Genomic DNA, 18,353 nt, shown 5'->3' with positions numbered 1-18,353 from the left:
CTTCCCGCCGGTCCGATGCCAAATGCAGCGCAGCATTATGCCGGCCGGGCACGCCCTTCGGGGTGCCTCGCCAGCCGTTGCGGCGCTTGCATGCGTCGTGCCTGCAGATCGGCCAGGGCACCCAGCATCGCGCCTGCCAAGGCGGCGGTGGTCGCCATCAGGGCGAGGGTGCGCAGCGGGTAGTCCGCCCAGGAGTGCGCCAGCACCGCGACGATCGCCACCAGGCAGGAACCGGCGAGCAAGGCATCCCCGTCGCGACCGCGGGCACGCACCACCCGCCAGGCGGCCGCGCCCAGGACGGCAACGGCAACCGCCAGCGCGAGCATCCCCGCCCAACCGGCCTCGAGCCACCATTGCGCATATTCGTTGTGGGCGTGGTTGACGTATGCATCCAGCCACAAGCGGCGCGGCGCGCCCTGTTCGAAGACCTGGACGAAGCTGCCGATTCCGCTGCCCAGCGGCGCCTGTGCATTGCCGAGGGTCCACGTGGTGCCGGCGATGATGTCGCGCAACTCATGGACCCGGTCCACCTCGAGCCAGCCCGAGCCGGCACGGATGCCGACGATGGCGAGGATGCCGGCGGCGGCGGTGCCCACGAGCAAGCGGGGCGATCGCAAGCCGCGTGCACCAAGCCCGCCACAGGCGATCCATGTCGCCGCCAGCGCCGGAAGCGCGAGTGCGATGCCCGCGCGCGAGGTCGTCAGCGGCAACAGGAGCAGGCAGCTCGCCGCGAACCCCGCGTACCAGAGCCACGCGCCCGGCCGGCCGCGCCCGGCGAGGTCGCGCCTGCGCGCGTGGATCGCCTGCCCCAGCGCCAGCACCATGCCGATCACCAGCGCGGTGGCGTGGTGGTTGGTATTGGCGAACAGGCCGCCAAAACGGGGATCGAAGCCGTGGTAAAGGCGCCACGGGCTGTCCAATGGCAACCCGGCCTGGAAGAACGCGAAGGCGACGTTGAAGCCGACCAGCAGGAGGATCCACTTCACCAGCCAGCGGCGGTGCATGGAATCCAGCGCGATCGCGGAAAGGAAGACCGCGACCGCGGGCAACAGCGCCCACAAGCCGCGCTCGGTGGCCGCAGGTACCAGCGACCAGCGCAGTCGCGGATCGTCCACGCCGGCGAACGCCAAGTCGCCGAGCAGTTGCCGGCGCCAAGCGATGGCGGAGGATCCGTCGGGCCACGGCAGCAATTGCAACGCGGGGACCAAGGCCACCAACGCCAAGGCCAGCAGTCCGGCCCACTGCAGGCGATCGCGCACGCCCTGCCCCGCGAGCACCCACGCGGCAAGCGCGATGACCGGCAGCGACAAGAGCTCGAGGATCTCGTCGGCGGAGGTACTGTCACGGGTGACGCCACCGCCCAGCCACAAGACCAGCAGCAGGGCCATCACGGCGAGGGCCAGGAGGCGGTTCAGCGGGACGTTGGCCATCGCCTGTCCGCCCATCGGCTACTGGAAGCAAACGGGGCGAGTCTTGCGACCCGCCCCGTAGGAATGCGTGGCACCTGTAGGTGTCCCGGGGAGGCGCTCAGCGCGCGCCGGTACTCACCGGGTCCGAATCCTCGTCGGTTCCGAGCATCGCCCCGCCAATCAAGGCAGCACCCGCCACCGTACCGGCCACGATGCCCTTGTTGCCGGACATCCATGCTGCGACCGGCTTGCAGGTCGCGTCGATGATGTAAACGTTCGGATCGACGTAGTCGCGGATGCACTTGTCCACCACGCGCCCTTCGTCGTCCAGCTCGTAGTAGACGACCTTCGCCTTCGGCTTGTCGCCGCTGAGCATCATGTGCTCGCCGACCACCATCTGCTTGCCGATGCTCGCAGTCTGGTACTCGCCACCGTTGCTGGTCATGACGCTGCCGGCCTTTTCCTCCAGCACGATCTTGTCCCAGTCGCTCTTGCCCTGGTCCTGTTGGGCATGCGCGAAGCCGGACATCGCCAGCAACGCGAGGGCCATCCATGCCGCCGATTGATTCACGATGGTTCGCATCAGAGTGGGGCCGCGCTTTTGGGACAATCGTCACGAAGGGTAGCAAGGGGCATGCGGTCCTGCAACATCGGCGCACCTACTTCGTTCATCTAGCGATCGATGCGCATGTCATCGACCCAGAGTTCGCCGCCGACCGCCTGCGCCGCGCCTTCGGGCGTCGGGTTGACCAGTCGCAGCCACTGTCCCGGACAACCGCTCGCCGGGATGTCGAAGGACAGGGCCTCGGTCCGCCACCCGAAGCTGCCGTCCACGGGCTCGCTGCGCGCGATCACGTTGACCGGGCCATCGCAGGCGATCTGCCATTGCAGCCCCGACTCGCTGTGGAGTGCCTGCGCGCGCATGCGCATGTGCAGCCGGTAGCTTCCCGGCGCAAGCAACAAGGGGTGTTCGAGGCCGCTGGCACCCACCCGTCGCCCCAGGAACCGCAGGTACGCGACGGGCCCCTCGCTCCCGGCCACCGGCTCGAACGCGATGAGAACGCCGGCAACGCGGGTCACGCGCCAATCGAAGCCCCCGGCGGGCTCGCCCGAAAAATCGCCGTTGTAGAGCAACGGCAAGCGCTCGTGGTCGCCGGACAGCATGCCTGCCCAGCGCGCGTAGGCCTCGCCCCAGCGCTTGCGCGCGATCAATCCGTCGAGCCAACGCGCCCGCTCCGCGGAAGACAAGCCCCCGCCACGCAGGAGAGCCCCCAGCACCATGCCGGCGGCGACAGGGTCGCCCGCCGTCGGATCCTGCAGCGCCGCCAGCATGCCTTCCCGCCAGGGTGGTTGCTGGCGCAGCACCTCCGCCAACGCCAGCGCGAAGGCGCGGTCGGAGGCAAGCTTCACGAGCACCGGCTCGAGCGTGGTGGCACGCGCGGGCGCGATCCTCAGGATGCGATCCACGTGCCCGAGCGCGGCCGCATGGTCGCCGCGCTCGAGGTAGCGCTGGGCGAGCCAGGCATGCGCACGGATGTCGCGCGGCGCGCGCGCGGCGCCGATCGCTTGCAGGCGCAGGGCCCGGCCCGCGTCGCCGCGTGCCTCTGCCGCTTCCGCCAATACCCCGAAAGCACGCCCCTGCAGCGGCTCCAGCGCCAACAAACGACGGGCGGCAGCCTCCGCCCCCGCGAGGTCGCCTTGCTTCAATCGAGATTCGGCGAGCGCCTGCAGCGCCTGCGGGTCCGCAGGCCGCCAAGCCAGGGCACGCGCCGGTTGTTGCATCGCCTCGCGCTCCGCCACCAGCATGCCCGCCACGCGCCATCCCGCGAACGACAACGCCAGCACCAGGCCGAACGCGATGAACGGCCGCATGCTGGGCATCAACGGGAACGCTCCAGGCTCAGCCCGACCACCAACCATTGGTCTTCGCGCCACACGAGGTCCGCGCTCACCGTCGCCGCATCCGCGTGCGCGCCCTCGAGGCGTGCCGTCATCACCGCCATGCCTTGGCCGATGCGCCACTCGGGGTCGCCGGTGCGCAGCCGTGCGCCGATGTCGGGCAGCTCGCCGCGGAGTTGGTCCGCGCTGGACTGGACGGCGGGACTGTTCCAGATCGGCGGGGACGCCCGGCGCCGATCCGCCATGTAACGCAGCAGTTGCTGCCCCGTGCGCCTCGCGGAGTCGATCTGCGCGGGCGAAGGCAGCGGCCGCGTCGCGGGCGGTGGACCGGATGCGGCGGGGGTTGCCGGGTTCGCCGGCGGCGGCGATGCCCGCTCGCCTGCGCCCCCAACGCTCGCCACGGCGATGCGCTGCGCCCCCGCGTCGTCGCCCGCAAGCACGATTGCCGGGACAGTCCGCGGCGATGCGCCGGAGGCGACCACGACCCTGGGAGCCACCACCGAGGTCGCCACGGCGGGCGGGAAGGCGGCAGAGGACGATGCCGGCACCTTGACCGCTTCCCGAAGGGACCGTGCGGGCACCCGGGCGCGATGTCCGGTCTCGATGGTCGCCGCACCCGGAACTGCATCCGGCTCGAAGGCGTCCTGCGGACGCTGCATGCCGGCCTGCACGCGGATCGGCAGTGGATCCTCGTCGATCCCGGGGTCGGCCGCCACCGCATCGACGGCATCAAAGCTTGCAGGTTCGACGCCCTCTGGACTGCGCCCTTGTTCACGCCAGGCCAGGACGCCCAGCACCAGGCTCGCGAGGGCAAACACGATCACCGGGGCGCGATGTCGCCACCCGGTCGGCGCTTCGGACGGCGGCGGCTGCAATCCGCTCCAAAACGCCGCCCCGTGGGTCACCGAGGACGCGATGGCGGAGGCCTCCGCCGCATCGAGCACCGCGTCGTACGCCTGCCTGCGATCGGGGTTGCGCAACTGGTTCCACGCCGTGTTGACGCGCGCCGCGAAGACGGCATCGTCGGCACTGGTGGTTCGATCCGGATGCAGCCAATGCTGCAGCAGGCGGTGATGCGCCTTGATCGTCGCCGACGCGGCGTCGCGTGGCACACCCAAGGTGCGATAGGCATCCGCGGTCGGGAACAGCAGGATCTCGCGGACGTAGAAGCGAGCCGCCTCGCGGACGCTGGCCGGGGACTCCCCGCTTGCGCGGACTGCCTGCTCCAGGAGATCCGGCGCGGCGTCGGCCGCGATCCCCAGGACCGCATCGATCCCGTCCGGGAGCACGCGCTGCCGGAGCGCATGGCGCTCCATCGGCGCCCGCGAGAGCGCCAGTGCCCATTCCAGCGCGGTCCCCTTCGCGCCCGCCACCGATCACTCCCTGGCCAGGCGGGGCTTGCCCCCGTAGGCATAGTAGGAATCGTAGTGGTGGTAACCGTAGCCGTAACCGTAGCCGGAGGCGCGGGCATCGTACTTGGACAACAACGCCCCCACCACGCGCGCGCGCGCCGCGAGCAGGCGCTTGAGCGCAAGCAGGGCCGGCTTGATCTTGGTCTTGCCCGCGTGCACGACCAGCAACGTGCCGTCCGCTGCGTTCGACAGGATCGGCGCATCCGCGAGGCCGAGCACCGGCGGGCCATCGATGATGATCTGGTCATAAACCTCGGCGGCCACGGTCAAGGCGGACACCAGCTTGCTGCCGGCGAGCAGCTCGGCCGGGCTTGGCGGCAACGGGCCGGCGAGGATGATGTCGAGGCGCGGCTCTTCGCTCTGCGTGGTGGCCTCCGACAGGGTGCAGCCGCCGGCCAGCAGGTTGCTGAGGCCAACGCCATTGGGGCTCATCGACAGCGTCCTGTGCAACGACGGATTGCGCAGGTCCGCTTCGATGAGCAGCACGCGCTTGCCGAGCTGGGCGAAGTGGCGGGCCAGGGTCAGGGCCGTGGTCGACTTGCCCTCGCCCGGGCGCGTGCTGGTGATCAACAGGGTCTTGGGGACGCCGTGGTCGGTCGCGAACTGGAGCGCGGTGCGGATGGAGCGGTACGCCTCCGAGAACGCCGATCGGGGATCGTCGACCACGTCGGCCACGTTCTGGCGCGCCGCGAGCTTGGGCACCACGCCGAGCACCGCGAGGCGCATCTTCTGCTCGATGTCCTCCGGGGTCTTGACGGTGTCGTCGAGGAACTCCAGCAGCAACGCGGCGAGGATGCCAAGCAGCAGCCCGGCCAGGAGCCCCAACGAGAGGTTGCGGCTCAGGCTGGGCTTGATCCGCCAGCCGTCGTCGGCCCGGTCGATGATCGAGATGTTGTTGGCCCGCACGTCGCCGGCCACGCCCACTTCCTTGTAGCGCTGCAACAGGTTGTCGTAGAGCTGCCGGTTGGTGTCCGCCTCGCGCTTGAGGATGTTGTAGTCGATGCTGCGGCCGTCGACCGACAACGCCTCGTTGCGCAGTGCGGCGATCTGGGCCTTCAGCATGCCCTCCTGCGACGACGCCGCATCGTATTCGGCCTTGACCGACGCCCGCACCCCGGCGACCTCGCGCGCGATCTGCTGGCCGAGGTCGTCGAGCTGGCCCTTCAGCTGCCGCATCTCGGGATAATCCGGCTTGAAGGTCTGCAGCTTCTGCTGGTACTGGCCCTGCAACTGCGCCTGCTGTTGCTGGAGGATGCGGATATTCGAGTTGCCGATCATGTCCGCTGGCAGGGCCCCACCGGACGACGCCTGGCGCCAACGCGCCTGCGCGCGGATCCTCTGGTCTTGCGCAGCCGCCAGTGCGGCATTCAGCTGGGTCAGGTTCTGGGTGGCGAGCGATTGCCCGTCCTCCCCGGTGTTGACGAGGCTCTCCTTCTGCGCGAACGACACCAGCTTGCGCTCCGAATCCTCGAGCTTGGCCTTCGCCAGCTTCAACTGGTCCTCGAGGTACGTCTTGGCGTACGAAGTCGCGCCGAAGCGCCGCTCCAGCCCGGCGGCGATGTAGCCGTCGGCGATCGCATTCGCCACGCGCGCCGAGAACTGCGGCGAGACACTGTCGAAATTGATCCGCACCAACCGCGAATCGCGCACGGGCTCGACCACCAGCCCGGCGCGGATCATCCCGGCGGCCGCATCCAGGTCGGCCTGCGCGTCCTTGGCGGAAGCCGCTGCGGTCGCTTTCGCGGGTGGGCGGGGCTGCGGCCTGAGCAGCGCGAGGATGCGCCCGACCGGGCCAGGCTCGTTCAGGCGCTCTACCGCCGCACGATCCAGCGCAAGCTCGTTCGCAACCCGCTCCGCCAGCGACTTGCTGCGGATCAGTTCGTACTGGGTTTGCAGGAATTCCGGATCCCAACCGCCGAAGTCCCCGGGTTGGAGACCGCCGACCTGGACGACCTGGGTCCCCTCCTTCTGCAACTCCAGCAGCACGCTGGCGCGATACACCGGCGTCGTCATCAACGCCGACAGCAGGGACAACGCGAGCACACCCGCCGCTACGCCCAGCACCAGCCAACGCCGCTTCAGCAGGATGTGCCAGTAGGCCAGCAGGTCGATGCCGTCCTCGTCGCGCCGATCGTCCTGGGTTTCGAGCAACGCCGGCAGCACGCCCCGGGTCTGCGCCAGCGGATAGGCGGCCTCGTGGCGGGCGGGAAGATGACCGCCGGCATGTCCCGGGCCGACGGGGAGTTGCGTGTCGCTCATGCGGTTGCTTGCTCCCTGGATCTCAGAACCAGGCGAAGATGCCCAGGGCCGGAACCGATTCGATGAAACGCCTGAAGGCGGTCTTGCTGCCGGATTGCTCGACCACCACGATGTCGTCGCCGTAGAGCTGCGGATCCTCGACCAGGCCCTTGCGCACCTGCCGCAAGTCGAATACCGCCGCCTGCTTCCGCCCGTCGACCTTGCGCATGACCACGATCCCGCCGAGGTCGGCGGTGCGGTCATCCACGCCTTCGGCGAGGGCGATCGCCTGTAGCAGGCTTGTGCGGCCAGTGATCGGATAGATCCCCGGCTTCTTCACCGCGCCCTCCACCGTGATGCGCTGGCTGGTGAACTCCTTCACGAATACGGTGACCTGCGGCCGCTGCAAGTAGCCCTCGGCGTACTTCTTGGCCAGGTCTGACTCCAGTTCCGGGATCGTCCGCCCACCCGCCATCACCGTCCCGACCAGCGGCAACGAAATGTGGCCGTTGGAGTTGACCCGCACGTCGCGGGTGAGCTCCTCGACCCCGAAGACGCTGATGTTGAGCAGGTCCTGCGCGCCGATGCGGTAATCCGACGCGCCTTCGTAGGCACCGGAGGCCGTGGTGGAATCCGGCGCCGGCAGGGACGCGGCGGGGAGCATCGGCTGGTCGGCGCGCACGCTGCCGCCGCTGGCGCAGGCGGACAGCAGCCCTACCAGCAGCATCACCACCCACCAACGCAACCATGGTCTGGGCATGGATCGAGGATTCCTTTCGCAGGAACGACATTATGCGGCGCATGCGCGGGGATGCCAAAGCCGTCACGATCCAGCTTGGACCGCATGCCGCGCCGGCCGCCGCGGCGAGCGTTGATCGCCGGATCGGTTCATGTACAATGCGCGCCCCACCCGGGCGGTTAGCTCAGCGGTAGAGCATTGCCTTCACACGGCAAGGGTCGCAGGTTCGAACCCTGCACCGCCCACCAGATCGATCGAGAAGCCGGCCACGCGCCGGCTTTTTGCTGCCTGCGGCATGCCCGGGATGGGCACTTCCGGACGCATCGCGCTTGCGCATGGACATGGAGCGTCCATCGCCGCGCCGTGCGTGCAGGTCGCACATCGAATACCCGACTTCGTTTGGCTAGACTCCCGCCATCGCCCGCCAAAGGGCAGAACATGGGGAGATGTCATGAAATCACTGATCGGCAGCACCGGTGCCCTGTTGTGCGGGCTCGCAATCGCAGCAGCACCGCAAGCAGCGAACGCGGGGATCGTGGGTGAGTACATCAACCCGGCATGCAATCCCGAGAACCTCAGCGTGCCGGTGGCAGCCGCGGGCCACACCTGGGTGTCGGTGGCCACCTTGGACGCAGCCTCGCTGCAGAATCTCGATGCACTGATCCTGCGCACCTGCAGCACGTACGGAGGGGATGCCGACGTTGACGCCGCGGTGGCCAACGGCATGGACCTGATCCTCGATACCACGGGGGTCAACAGCGGGGTGTTGCCGGGCGCACCGGCACTCGATTTCAACGCGGGCGGCTGCGACGTGAACTATTCGCTGGCGCCGGCATCTCCGGTGACCACGGGTCCGGGAGGAACGCTGACGGATGACAGCCTCGACGTTGGCGGACCCGGTGGCACGGGCGGATATTGCTCGATCATGGGCGCCACCTCCATCGCCGCACTGCCTGCCGGCGCCATCCCGTTCGTGACCACCGCGGATGGCCTGAACGCCGGCGCGCTCGGCTACAGCCATGGAGCCGGCCAGGTCGCGGTGTCGAATTCGCAGTGGTCGCACACGCCCGTCTACACCCCGAGCCAATACCTGTACCCGGGCATCAAGACCTATTTCCTCAACGCCTTGGGCTGGGCACTCGGAACGATCGGGGAACCGCCCGTGACTTGCGCCAGCGAGGGCTACACCGGGACCAAGCTGACCTGGTGCCAGAACATCTGCGAGAAGGGCTACACCGGCGCCACCCTCGACATGTGGATCCACCGCTGGGTCAACCGCTACCGCGACCTGCCCTACTGCGCCCGCGAGGGCAACGAGGAGCCGGTGCCGCAACTGCAGCGCTGAGCAGCTTCCACCGTGACACCCGGGAGGCCCGCGCCACGGCGCGGGCCTCTTGCGTGTGCGCGACCGCCGCGCTCAGCCCAATCCCAGCGCCACCGCCAGCGGGGTGTCCACAAATACTCGCCCGGCGCGAACAGCGAACGCGCCATGTCGCGCTCGGCCCGGAACGGGCCGATGAAGCTGACCGGCACGATGGACACGAAGACTTAGGTATGTCCACACGGCAAGGGTCGCAGGTTCGAACCCTGCACCGCCCACCAGATCGATCGAGAAGCCGGCCACGCGCCGGCTTTTTGTTGCCTGCGCCCTGCCCAGGATGGGCACTTCCGGACGCATCGCGCTTTTGCATCGACGTGGAGCGTCCATCGCCGCGCCGTGCGTGCAGGTCGCACGTCGAATGCCCCGATTCCTTTCGCTAGACTCCGCCCATCGCCCGCCAGCCGGGTCCACAGGGGGATTCACATGAAATCGCATTTGAAGTCCATCGGCCTGGCCGCGTTGGCCGGTATCGCTTCGCTGTTCGCCAGCGGCCACGCGCAGGCCGCGACCGTCGCCTACCATGGCCTCTGCTATCCGGGCAATCCGGAGGCAGAGATCATCGCCGCCGGCCATACCCCGTTGGCGCTGTCGGCTGCGCCCAACGCCACCAACCTGGCCGGGGTTTCGATCCTCTGGGCGGAGAACTGCGGCTCCCTCACCGACCCGGGCGTGGCACAAGCCGTCGCCAACGGCATGGTCTTGATCGTCCACGACAGCGGGTATACGAACGGCGCGTTCCTGCCTGGCGGCGCGAACCTGGTCAAAAACAACATCGGCGGCACGGATATCGACTTCACCGCCTCCGCGCCCTTCCTGACCGGGCCGGGTGGCACGCTGACCAATACCAGCCTCGATAACGGCAGCTGGTCCAACCACGGCACGGTGTTGCCCGCTTCGCTGCCGGCCGGCTCGACGACATGGGCGACCACGGCCGATCCGGGCCAAGTGGTGACCTTCACCTACGGCTACGGCGCGGGCCAGGTGATCTACTCCACCATCCCGCTGCAGTGCTACCTGGGTTCCCAGTGCGCCAGCGTGACCGCCGCCGTCCCCGGGATGAAGGCCTATGCCACCAACCTGATCGCCTGCACACTGGACAGCGAATGCGCGCCGCCGCCGCAGACCACCTGCGCCAGCGAGGGCTATACCGGGACCAAGCTGACCTGGTGCCAGAACATTTGCGAGAAGGGCTACACCGGCGCCACCCTCGACATGTGGATCCACCGCTGGATCAACCGCTACCGCGACCTGCCCTACTGCGCGCGCGGGGGCAACGAGGAGCCGGTGCCGCAACTGCAGCGCTGAGCAGCTTCCACCGTGACACCCGGGAGGCCCGCGCCACGGCGCCGGCCTCTTGCGTGTGCGCGACCGCCGCGCTCAGCCCAATCCCAGCGCCGCCACCACCTGGTCCGCCAGGCGCGCCGGGGCCTCCACGCCGGTGTCCAGGCGCAACTCCGGCGCTTCAGGCGCTTCGTAAGGCGAGTCGATGCCGGTGAAGTTGCGCAGCTCGCCGCGCCTCGCCTTCGCATAGAGCCCCTTCACGTCGCGCGCCTCGGCCACCGCCAGCGGGGTGTCCACGAATACCTCGAGGAACTCGCCCGGCGCGAACAGCGAGCGTGCCATGTCGCGCTCGGCCCGGAACGGGCTGATGAAGCTGACCAGCACGATCAGGCCAGCATCCGTCATCAGCCGCGCCACCTCCGCGACCCGGCGGATGTTCTCCACGCGGTCCTCGTCGGTGAAGCCGAGGTCCTTGTTCAGGCCATGGCGGATGTTGTCGCCGTCCAGCAGGTAGGTGTGCTGCCCCATCGCGAGCAGCTTCTTCTCGACCAGGTTGGCGATGGTCGACTTGCCGGCGCCGGACAGGCCGGTGAACCACAGGCAGCGCGGCTGCTGGTGCTTGATCCGCGCGCGCGCGGCCTTGTCCACGTCCAGGTGCTGCCAATGGATGTTGCCGGCGCGGCGCAGGGCGAAGTCCAGGGTGCCGGCGGCGACGGTCGCGTTGCTCTGCCGGTCCACCAGGATGAAGCCGCCGAGCGCATGGTTGCGGGCGTAGGGTTCGAAGGCGATGGGCTGGTCGAGGTGCAGGTTGCAGTAGGCGACCTCGTTCAGTTCCAGATGCTTCGCCGCGAGATGCTCCTGGGTATTGACGTCGACCTTGTGCTTGATCTCGGTCACCGACGCGCCCACCGTTCGCGCGCCGACCTGCAGCAGGTAGGGACGCCCCGGGAGCAGGCGCTCGTCGCCCATCCACAGCAGGTGCGCGGCAAACTGGTCGGCCACCTCCGGCGGGTCGCCGGCGGCGGCGATCACGTCGCCGCGGCTGGCATCCACCTCGTCGGACAAGGCCAGGGTGATGGCACGACCCTCGCCGGCCTCGGCCAGGTCGCCGTCGGCGGTCACGATGCGCGCGACGGTCGAGCGCCGGCCCGAAGGCAGCACCACGACTTCGTCGCCGACCGCCACCACGCCGGCCGCCACGGTGCCGGCGAAGCCGCGGAAGTCCTGATGCGGGCGATTCACCCACTGTACTGGCAGGCGGAAACCGTCCTGGCGCGGCGGCGGCGCGACTTCCACGGTTTCCAGCCAGCCCAGCAGGCTGGGGCCGGGGTACCACGGCGTCGCGGCGGACGCCGAGGTCATGTTGTCGCCCTGCAGCGCCGACAGCGGCACCGCCTGCACCTGCGCGATGCCGAGTTGCGCGGCCAGGTCGCCATAGGACGCGACGATCGCGTCGAACACCGCCTGGTCGTAGCCCACCAGGTCCATCTTGTTCACCGCCAGCAACACGTGGCGGATGCCCAGCAGCGACACGATGTAGCTGTGCCGGCGGGTCTGCGCGAGCACGCCCTTGCGCGCGTCCACCAGCACCACCGCGACGTCGGCGGTGGACGCCCCCGTGGCCATGTTGCGGGTGTACTGCTCGTGGCCGGGGCAGTCGGCGACGATGAACTTGCGCGCATCGGTGTCGAAGTAGCGGTACGCGACGTCGATGGTGATGCCCTGCTCGCGCTCGGCGGCCAGGCCATCGACCAGCAGCGCGAAGTCGATCGCATCGCCCTGCGTCCCGTGGCGCCGGCTGTCGGCCTCGAGCGCGCGCAACTGGTCGTCGAACAGGCGCTTGGTGTCATGCAGCAGGCGCCCGATCAGGGTGCTCTTGCCGTCGTCCACGCTGCCGCAGGTGATGAAGCGCAGCAGGCCCTTGGTCTCGTGCTGGCGCAGGTAGGCGGCAACCTGCGCGTCGGCGTCGTCAGCACGCATCAGAAGTAGCCCTCCTGCTTCTTCTTCTCCATCGACGCGCTCGGGTCATGGTCGATCACCCGGCCCTGGCGCTCCGAGGTCGTGACCACCAGCATCTCGGCGATGATCTTCTCCAGCGTGTCGGCGCCGGACTCGATCGCGCCGGTCAGCGGATAGCAGCCCAGCGTGCGGAAGCGGACCGACTTGCGCATCGGCACCTCGCCCGGACGCAGCGGCAGCCGATCGTCGTCGACCATGAGCAGCGCGCCGTCGCGTTCCACCACCGGGCGCTCGGCCGCGAGGTACAGCGACGGCACCGGGATCTTCTCGCGGTAGATGTAGAGCCAGATGTCGAGCTCGGTCCAGTTCGACAGCGGGAACACGCGGACCGACTCGCCCTTGTGGATGCGCGCGTTGTACAGGTTCCACAGCTCCGGGCGCTGCTGCTTCGGGTCCCAGCGGTGCTGCGCGCTGCGGAAGCTGAAGATGCGCTCCTTGGCGCGCGACTTCTCCTCGTCGCGGCGCGCACCGCCGATCGCGGCATCGAAGGCCCAGTGGTCCAGCGCCTGCTTCAGCGCCTGGGTCTTCATCACGTCGGTGTGCACGGTCGCGCCATGGCTGACCGGGCCGATGCCGGCGGCGAGGCCGTCGGGGTTGGTCCAGGTGCGCAATTCGACGCCGGTTTCCGCCGCGCGGCGATCGCGGAAAGCGATCATCTCGCGGAACTTCCAGGTGGTGTCGACGTGCAGCAGCGGAATCGGCGGGCGCGCCGGGTGGAAGGCCTTGACCAGCAGGTGCAGCAGCACCGAACTGTCCTTGCCGACCGAATACAACATCACCGGGTTGCGGAAGACGGCCGCGACCTCGCGCAGGATGTGCAGGCTTTCGGCTTCCAGCCGGTCGAGGTGGGACAGTCCGGTGTTCAAGGCAGGCGGGCCACGGTGCAGGCCCCGCAGTTTACCAAGCGCCCTGCCCCGGCCGCGCCGACCCCACGTTGGCCGGCGGCGCGAAGGCATCGCTCCTGGCCACCTGCCAGAAATTGCGGAACACCGCGTGCTCGGGTACACGCCCATCGAGCAACTCACCCGGGGCCAGGAAACGGTACAGCGCCCCCAGCGAGCGCACCTCGGTCGGGCTGACCCGGCGCAGGATGTGCTCCGGGCCCAGCTGGTCGGGGTGCTGCAGGCCGGCCGCGCACAGCAGGTCGCGCAGCGCGTGCAGGGTATTGCGGTGGAAGGCCGCGACCCGCGCGGCCTTGTCGGGCACGTCGAGCCGGCCCCAGCGCCGCGGATCCTGGGTGGCGATGCCGGTCGGGCAGCGGTCGGTGTGGCAGCTCAAGGACTGGATGCAGCCCAGCGCGAACATGTAGCCGCGCGCGGCGTTGCACCAGTCGGCGCCCATCGCGAGGGTGCGCGCGATGTCGAAGGCGCTGACGATCTTGCCCGCCGCGGCGACCCGGACCTGGTCGCGCAATCCCAATCCGACCAAGGTGTTGTGGACCAGCATCAGCGCCTCGTGCATCGGCAGGCCGACGTGGTCGATGAACTCCGCCGGCGCGGCGCCGGTACCGCCCTCTGCGCCATCGACGACGATGAAGTCGGGGAGGATGCCGGTTTCCTGCATCGCCTTGGCGATCCCGAACCATTCCCATGGATGCCCGATCGCCAGCTTGAAGCCGGTCGGCTTGCCGCCCGACAGGTTGCGCAGGCGTTCCACGAACGCGAGGAGACCCCGCGGGCTGTCGAAGGCGGCGTGCGCGGCGGGCGACACGCAGTCCTGCCCGACCGGGACCCCGCGCGTGGCCGCGATCTCGGGGCTGACCTTGGCCGCAGGCAGCACGCCGCCATGCCCGGGCTTCGCGCCCTGCGACAGCTTGACCTCGATCATGCGCACCTGCGGGTCGCGGGCATTCGCGGCGAAGCGCTCTTCGCTGAAGCTCCCATCGTCGTTGCGGCAGCCGAAGTAGCCGGAGCCGATCTCCCACACCAGGTCGCCGCCGGCCTCGCGGTGGTAGGGCGAGATCGAGCCCTCGCCGGTGTCGTGGTAGAAGCCGCCCTGCCTGGCGCCGCCGTTCAACGCGCGGATCGCCGCCGCCGACAGCGAGCCGAAGCTCATCGCCGAGATGTTGAACACGCTGGCCGCGTAGGGCTGCGCGCGCCCGGCGCCGACCACGATGCGGAAATCGGCGGACGCGATGCGCGCCGGCGCCAGCGAATGGTTGATCCATTCGTAATCCACCGCGTACGGGTCGTGCAGGCTGCCGAACGGGCGCACGTCGTTGACGCCCTTGGCACGCTGGTAGACCAACGCGCGTTGCTCGCGCGAGAACGGCACCTCGGCGGTGTCGGACTGGATGAAGTACTGCCGCATCTCCGGCCCGATCGCCTCCAGCCCGTAGCGGAAATGGGCGAGGATCGGATAGTTGCGGCGCAGGGTGCTGCGTCGCTGCAGCAGGTCCAGCGTGCCCAGCGCGGACAGGCCGCCGAAGATCGCCGCGCCCCACCACCATGCGGGTTCGATGCGCGCCAGCCACAGGCAGGCGAGGGTCAAAACCAGGCTCGCGGCATACGCGGCATATCGGGACATGGCACCTCCGGTCGATGGTGCCTGGGGAGGGACTCGAACCCTCATGGCCTCGCGGCCGGCGGATTTTAAGTCCGATGCGTCTACCGGTTTCGCCACCCAGGCTTGCGCGGCAGCTTAACGCCTGCGGCAAGGGCGCATGTCATGGATCTCTCGCCGCATGCATGTCATGCAATGCGCCCTCCGGAAACAGGACACCCCGCCGGAGCGGGGTGTCGTGTTGGAGGCCGAGGTCGGAATTGAACCGGCGTACGCGGATTTGCAGTCCGCTGCATAACCACTCTGCCACCCGGCCGAAACTGATGGCGTGCTGCATTCTTCCACAAGCGTCCGTGCATGCGAAGCCCGGATGCGACAAGGCCCCGCGAACGGGGCCTTGTGCGGAACCTGGAGCGGGAAACGAGACTCGAACTCGCGACCCCGACCTTGGCAAGGTCGTGCTCTACCAACTGAGCTATTCCCGCGTTGAGCCCGCCATTTTACGGGCCTTTCATGGGCTGTCAACAGTTTTTGTCTCTTCCGCGCGCAGGGCCGGCCACGCCGCGCGCGCGTACTCGAACCCGGACCACAGGGTGAGGATCGCCGCCGCCGCGAGCAGCCATTCGCCCACCACGAACACCGGGATCCCGAGCAGCGGCTCGCGGTAGAGCAGGAACCCGAGCGCGACCATCTGCACGATGGTCTTGATCTTGCCGACCGTGGCCACCGCCACCTTCGCGCGCTGGCCGAGCTCGGCCATCCATTCGCGCAGCGCCGACACCGCGATCTCGCGGCCGATGATCACGCTGGCCCACAACGCCATCCACACCGTGTGGTGGTACTGCACGGTGATCACCAGCGCCACCGCGACCATGAGCTTGTCGGCCACCGGATCGAGGAACGCGCCGAACGCCGAGTACTGCTGGTAGCGGCGCGCGATCCAGCCGTCCAGCCAATCGGTGATCGAGGCGAATACGAAGATCGTGGTCGCCGCGACGTTGGTCCATCGGTAGTCGAGGTAGTACACGACGACCAGCACCGGGATCAGGGCGATCCGCGCCAGCGTGAGCCACGTCGGGATGGTCAGCTTCATGCGGCGATTCTATGCTCCCGGCGTCGGTTCCTGCCCGTCTCGCGCCAGTCCGTGCAGGCTGGCCCAGATGCGCTCGGCCAGCGGGCGGTTGATCCCCTCGACCCGTGCGATGTCGTCCACCGCAGCCGCCTTCAATCCACCCAAGCCGCCGAAATGGCGCAGCAACGCCGCCCGCCTGCGCGGCCCGATCCCGGCGATGTCCTCCAGGCGACTGGTGGTCCGCGCCTTCTGGCGCTTACCGCGATGGCCGGTGATGGCGAAGCGGTGGGCCTCGTCGCGCACCTGCTGGACCAGTTGCAGCGCCGGCGAGGCTGCGCCCGGGCGCACCTCGCGGCCATCCGGCAACAGCAACGCCTCGGCGCCGGCCTTGCGCTCGGGGCCCTTGGCCACGCCGACCAGGGCCACCCCGGCGACGCCGCTCTCCTGCAGGACCTCGCGCGCCTGCGCCACCTGCCCAGCGCCGCCATCGATCAGCAGCACGTCGGGCAGCACGGCCTCGGCCTCGCCCTCGGCCGCCGGGCGGAAACGCCGGCGCAGGGCCTGGTGCATGGCGGCGTAGTCGTCGCCCGGGGCGATCCCGTCGCTGCCGCCGGTGGCGATGTTGTAGCGGCGGTACTGGCTGCGCACCGGGCCATTCGCGTCGAACACCACGCACGAGGCCACGGTCGCCTCGCCCAGCGTGTGGCTGATGTCGAAGCATTCGATCCGCTGCGGCGGCTCGGCCAGGCCCAGCAGGTCGCGCAATGCCTCCACCCGCGCCTGCTGCGCGCTGCTGCTGGTCAGCTCGGTGGCCAGCGCCAGCTCCGCGTTGCGCCGGACCAGGTCCAGGTGCGCGGCGCGTTCCCCGCGCACGTTGCTGCGCAGCTCGACCTTGCGCCCGACGTGCCCGGACAAGGCCTGCTCGATCAGCTCGCGCTCCGGGATCTCGCGGTCCAGCACGATCTCGGCGGGCGGCGGCTGCTCCGCGTAGTACTGCGAGACGAACGCCGCCAGCACTTCCTCCGCGCTGTCCTCGCCGTTGGTGCGCGGGAAGAAGGCGCGGGTGCCGAGGTTGCGGCCGTCGCGGAAGGCCAGCAGCAGGACGCAGGCGCTGGCGCCCTGCATCGCCACCGCCAGCACGTCGAGGTCGGCGTTGCGGCCGTCCATGGTCTGCCGCGCCTGCAGCTTGCGGATGGTGCCGATCAGGTCGCGCAGGCGCGCGGCCTCCTCGAACTCCAGCGCGTCGCTGGCGCGCTGCATCGCGTCCGCCAGCTCGTCGCCGAGCTCCTGGCTGCGCCCGTCCAGGAACAGCGCGGCGCGGCGCACGGATTCCGCGTAATCGCCCGCCTCGACCAGGCCGACGCACGGCCCGCTGCAACGGCCGATCTGGTATTGCAGGCAGGGACGGCTGCGGTTCTTAAACACGCTGTCCTCGCAACTGCGGAGGCGGAACAGCTTGTGCATCAGGTTGAGCGTCTCGCGCACCGAGGCCGCGCTCGGGTAAGGGCCGAAGTAGCGGCCGCCGGTCGCGCGCGGGCCGCGATGGAAGGCGATCCGCGGCCACGCCTCGCGGGTGAGCAGGACGAAGGGATAACTCTTGTCGTCGCGCAGCATCACGTTGTAGCGCGGCTGCAGCGACTTGATCAGCTGGTTCTCGAGCAGCAGGGCGTCGGCCTCGCTGCGGGTGACGGTCACTTCGATGCGCGCGACCTGCGCCAGCATCGCCATGATGCGGGTCGGCTTCGGCGTCGCGTTGAAATAACTGCCGACGCGGTTGCGCAGCGCCCGCGCCTTGCCGACGTACAGCGCGTCGCCGGCGCCGTTGAGCATGCGGTACACGCCCGGGGCCAGCGGCAGCGCCGCGGCGGCGGCCTTGCCGTCGAAGGCCCGGGTCGCGTCGTCGGGCTTGCGCTTGCTCACCACGGCCCGCTCAGAAACGGCCCTGGCGGATGCGCTCGACGATCCCCTCGGCCGCGGCGTCGGCCAGCGACCAGGCACGCTCGAAGTCGCGCGCATGGCCGTAGTACGGATCCGGCACGTCCTTGCGCCCCACCCCGGCCCAGTCCAGCAACAGCTCGACCTGCCCATGCGCGGTGCGCGGCTTGCGGATGCCGGCATCGTGCAGGACCGTGCGGTCCGCGCACAGGATGAAGTCGAACCCGTCGAAGTCGTCGACCGACAAAGCGCGTGCGCGCTGCGCGTCGATCGCGACGCCATGGCGCGCCGCGCAGGCGATCGCGCGTTCGTCCGGCGGCTGCCCGGCGTGGGCGCGGCTGGTGCCGGCCGAATCCACCCGCGCGCGTTCGCCCAGGCCGGCTGCCTCCAACCTTGCGCGCAACGCGCCCTCGGCCATCGGCGAGCGGCAGATGTTGCCCATGCACACCATCAGGATCCCGATCGG

At 69.5% G+C, this 18,353-nt stretch carries 14 protein-coding genes and 4 tRNA genes; 3 read left to right on the top strand and 15 right to left on the bottom strand.

The window, feature by feature from the left end:
* Positions 1-35: 35 nt before the first annotated feature.
* The 6 genes from ON759_RS01330 to ON759_RS01305 form a co-directional block, all read right to left on the bottom strand.
* Positions 36-1,430 carry an O-antigen ligase family protein gene (locus ON759_RS01330; protein ID WP_271678550.1) on the bottom strand — a complete coding sequence of 465 codons (1,395 nt, stop codon included), beginning with the start codon at positions 1,428-1,430 and terminating at the stop codon, positions 36-38.
* Positions 1,431-1,527: 97 nt separating this feature from the next.
* Positions 1,528-1,959: a hypothetical protein gene (locus ON759_RS01325; RefSeq protein WP_271678549.1), complete on the bottom strand. Its 432-nt coding sequence runs from the start codon at positions 1,957-1,959 to the stop codon at positions 1,528-1,530.
* A 122-nt stretch (positions 1,960-2,081) separates the two neighbouring features.
* Positions 2,082-3,281 carry a tetratricopeptide repeat protein gene (locus ON759_RS01320; protein WP_271678548.1) on the bottom strand — a complete coding sequence of 400 codons (1,200 nt, stop codon included), beginning with the start codon at positions 3,279-3,281 and terminating at the stop codon, positions 2,082-2,084.
* A gap of 8 nt (positions 3,282-3,289) precedes the next feature.
* Positions 3,290-4,681 carry a J domain-containing protein gene (locus tag ON759_RS01315; protein ID WP_271678547.1) on the bottom strand — a complete coding sequence of 464 codons (1,392 nt, stop codon included), beginning with the start codon at positions 4,679-4,681 and terminating at the stop codon, positions 3,290-3,292.
* Positions 4,682-4,684: 3 nt separating this feature from the next.
* Positions 4,685-6,979: a GumC family protein gene (locus ON759_RS01310; protein WP_271678546.1), complete on the bottom strand. Its 2,295-nt coding sequence runs from the start codon at positions 6,977-6,979 to the stop codon at positions 4,685-4,687.
* Between the two features lie 22 nt (positions 6,980-7,001).
* The gene (locus ON759_RS01305; RefSeq protein ID WP_271678545.1) at positions 7,002-7,718 is read right to left on the bottom strand and encodes a polysaccharide biosynthesis/export family protein; all 717 of its coding nucleotides are present in this window, start codon (positions 7,716-7,718) and stop codon (positions 7,002-7,004) included.
* A 152-nt stretch (positions 7,719-7,870) separates the two neighbouring features.
* Here ON759_RS01305 and ON759_RS01300 point away from each other — a divergent pair.
* From ON759_RS01300 to ON759_RS01290, 3 genes are all read left to right on the top strand, one after another.
* A tRNA-Val gene (locus ON759_RS01300) sits at positions 7,871-7,945 on the top strand.
* A gap of 203 nt (positions 7,946-8,148) precedes the next feature.
* Positions 8,149-9,042: a hypothetical protein gene (locus ON759_RS01295; RefSeq protein ID WP_271678544.1), complete on the top strand. Its 894-nt coding sequence runs from the start codon at positions 8,149-8,151 to the stop codon at positions 9,040-9,042.
* Positions 9,043-9,501: 459 nt separating this feature from the next.
* Positions 9,502-10,383 (top strand): hypothetical protein, encoded by an 882-nt coding sequence (locus ON759_RS01290; RefSeq protein ID WP_271678543.1) that lies wholly within the window; start codon positions 9,502-9,504, stop codon positions 10,381-10,383.
* A gap of 72 nt (positions 10,384-10,455) precedes the next feature.
* Here ON759_RS01290 and cysN read toward each other — a convergent pair whose 3' ends face one another.
* The 9 genes from cysN to ON759_RS01245 all read right to left on the bottom strand — a co-directional run bounded on the left by cysN (position 10,456) and on the right by ON759_RS01245 (position 18,350).
* A complete protein-coding gene (cysN, locus tag ON759_RS01285) occupies positions 10,456-12,339 on the bottom strand; it encodes a sulfate adenylyltransferase subunit CysN (RefSeq protein WP_271678542.1) in 1,884 nt (627 codons plus the stop codon).
* Entirely contained in the window at positions 12,339-13,244 is a 906-nt protein-coding gene (gene cysD / locus ON759_RS01280; RefSeq protein ID WP_271678541.1) for a sulfate adenylyltransferase subunit CysD, read from the bottom strand. Before cysD ends, cysN begins: the two co-directional genes overlap by 1 nt.
* Positions 13,245-13,275: 31 nt before the next feature.
* On the bottom strand, positions 13,276-14,904 hold the full coding sequence (locus ON759_RS01275) for an FMN-binding glutamate synthase family protein (RefSeq protein ID WP_271678540.1): 1,629 nt from the start codon (positions 14,902-14,904) through the stop codon (positions 13,276-13,278).
* 15 nt (positions 14,905-14,919) lie between these two features.
* Positions 14,920-15,006: transfer RNA gene (locus tag ON759_RS01270), tRNA-Leu, on the bottom strand.
* A gap of 116 nt (positions 15,007-15,122) precedes the next feature.
* A tRNA-Cys gene (locus ON759_RS01265) sits at positions 15,123-15,196 on the bottom strand.
* 93 nt (positions 15,197-15,289) lie between these two features.
* Positions 15,290-15,365, bottom strand: a tRNA-Gly gene (locus tag ON759_RS01260).
* Between the two features lie 26 nt (positions 15,366-15,391).
* Positions 15,392-15,973, bottom strand: coding sequence for a CDP-diacylglycerol--glycerol-3-phosphate 3-phosphatidyltransferase (gene pgsA / locus ON759_RS01255; RefSeq protein ID WP_271678539.1), 582 nt, complete (start codon positions 15,971-15,973; stop codon positions 15,392-15,394).
* Between the two features lie 9 nt (positions 15,974-15,982).
* On the bottom strand, positions 15,983-17,872 hold the full coding sequence (gene uvrC / locus ON759_RS01250) for an excinuclease ABC subunit UvrC (protein ID WP_271678538.1): 1,890 nt from the start codon (positions 17,870-17,872) through the stop codon (positions 15,983-15,985).
* A gap of 10 nt (positions 17,873-17,882) precedes the next feature.
* Positions 17,883-18,350, bottom strand: a complete 468-nt coding sequence (locus tag ON759_RS01245) for an arsenate reductase/protein-tyrosine-phosphatase family protein (protein WP_271679004.1) — start codon at positions 18,348-18,350, stop codon at positions 17,883-17,885.
* Positions 18,351-18,353 lie beyond the last annotated feature (3 nt).

It is taken from the genome of Thermomonas mangrovi (assembly GCF_028201335.1).
GTDB lineage: Bacteria > Pseudomonadota > Gammaproteobacteria > Xanthomonadales > Xanthomonadaceae > Thermomonas > Thermomonas mangrovi.
This window is presented reverse-complemented; position numbering and strand designations above follow the sequence as displayed.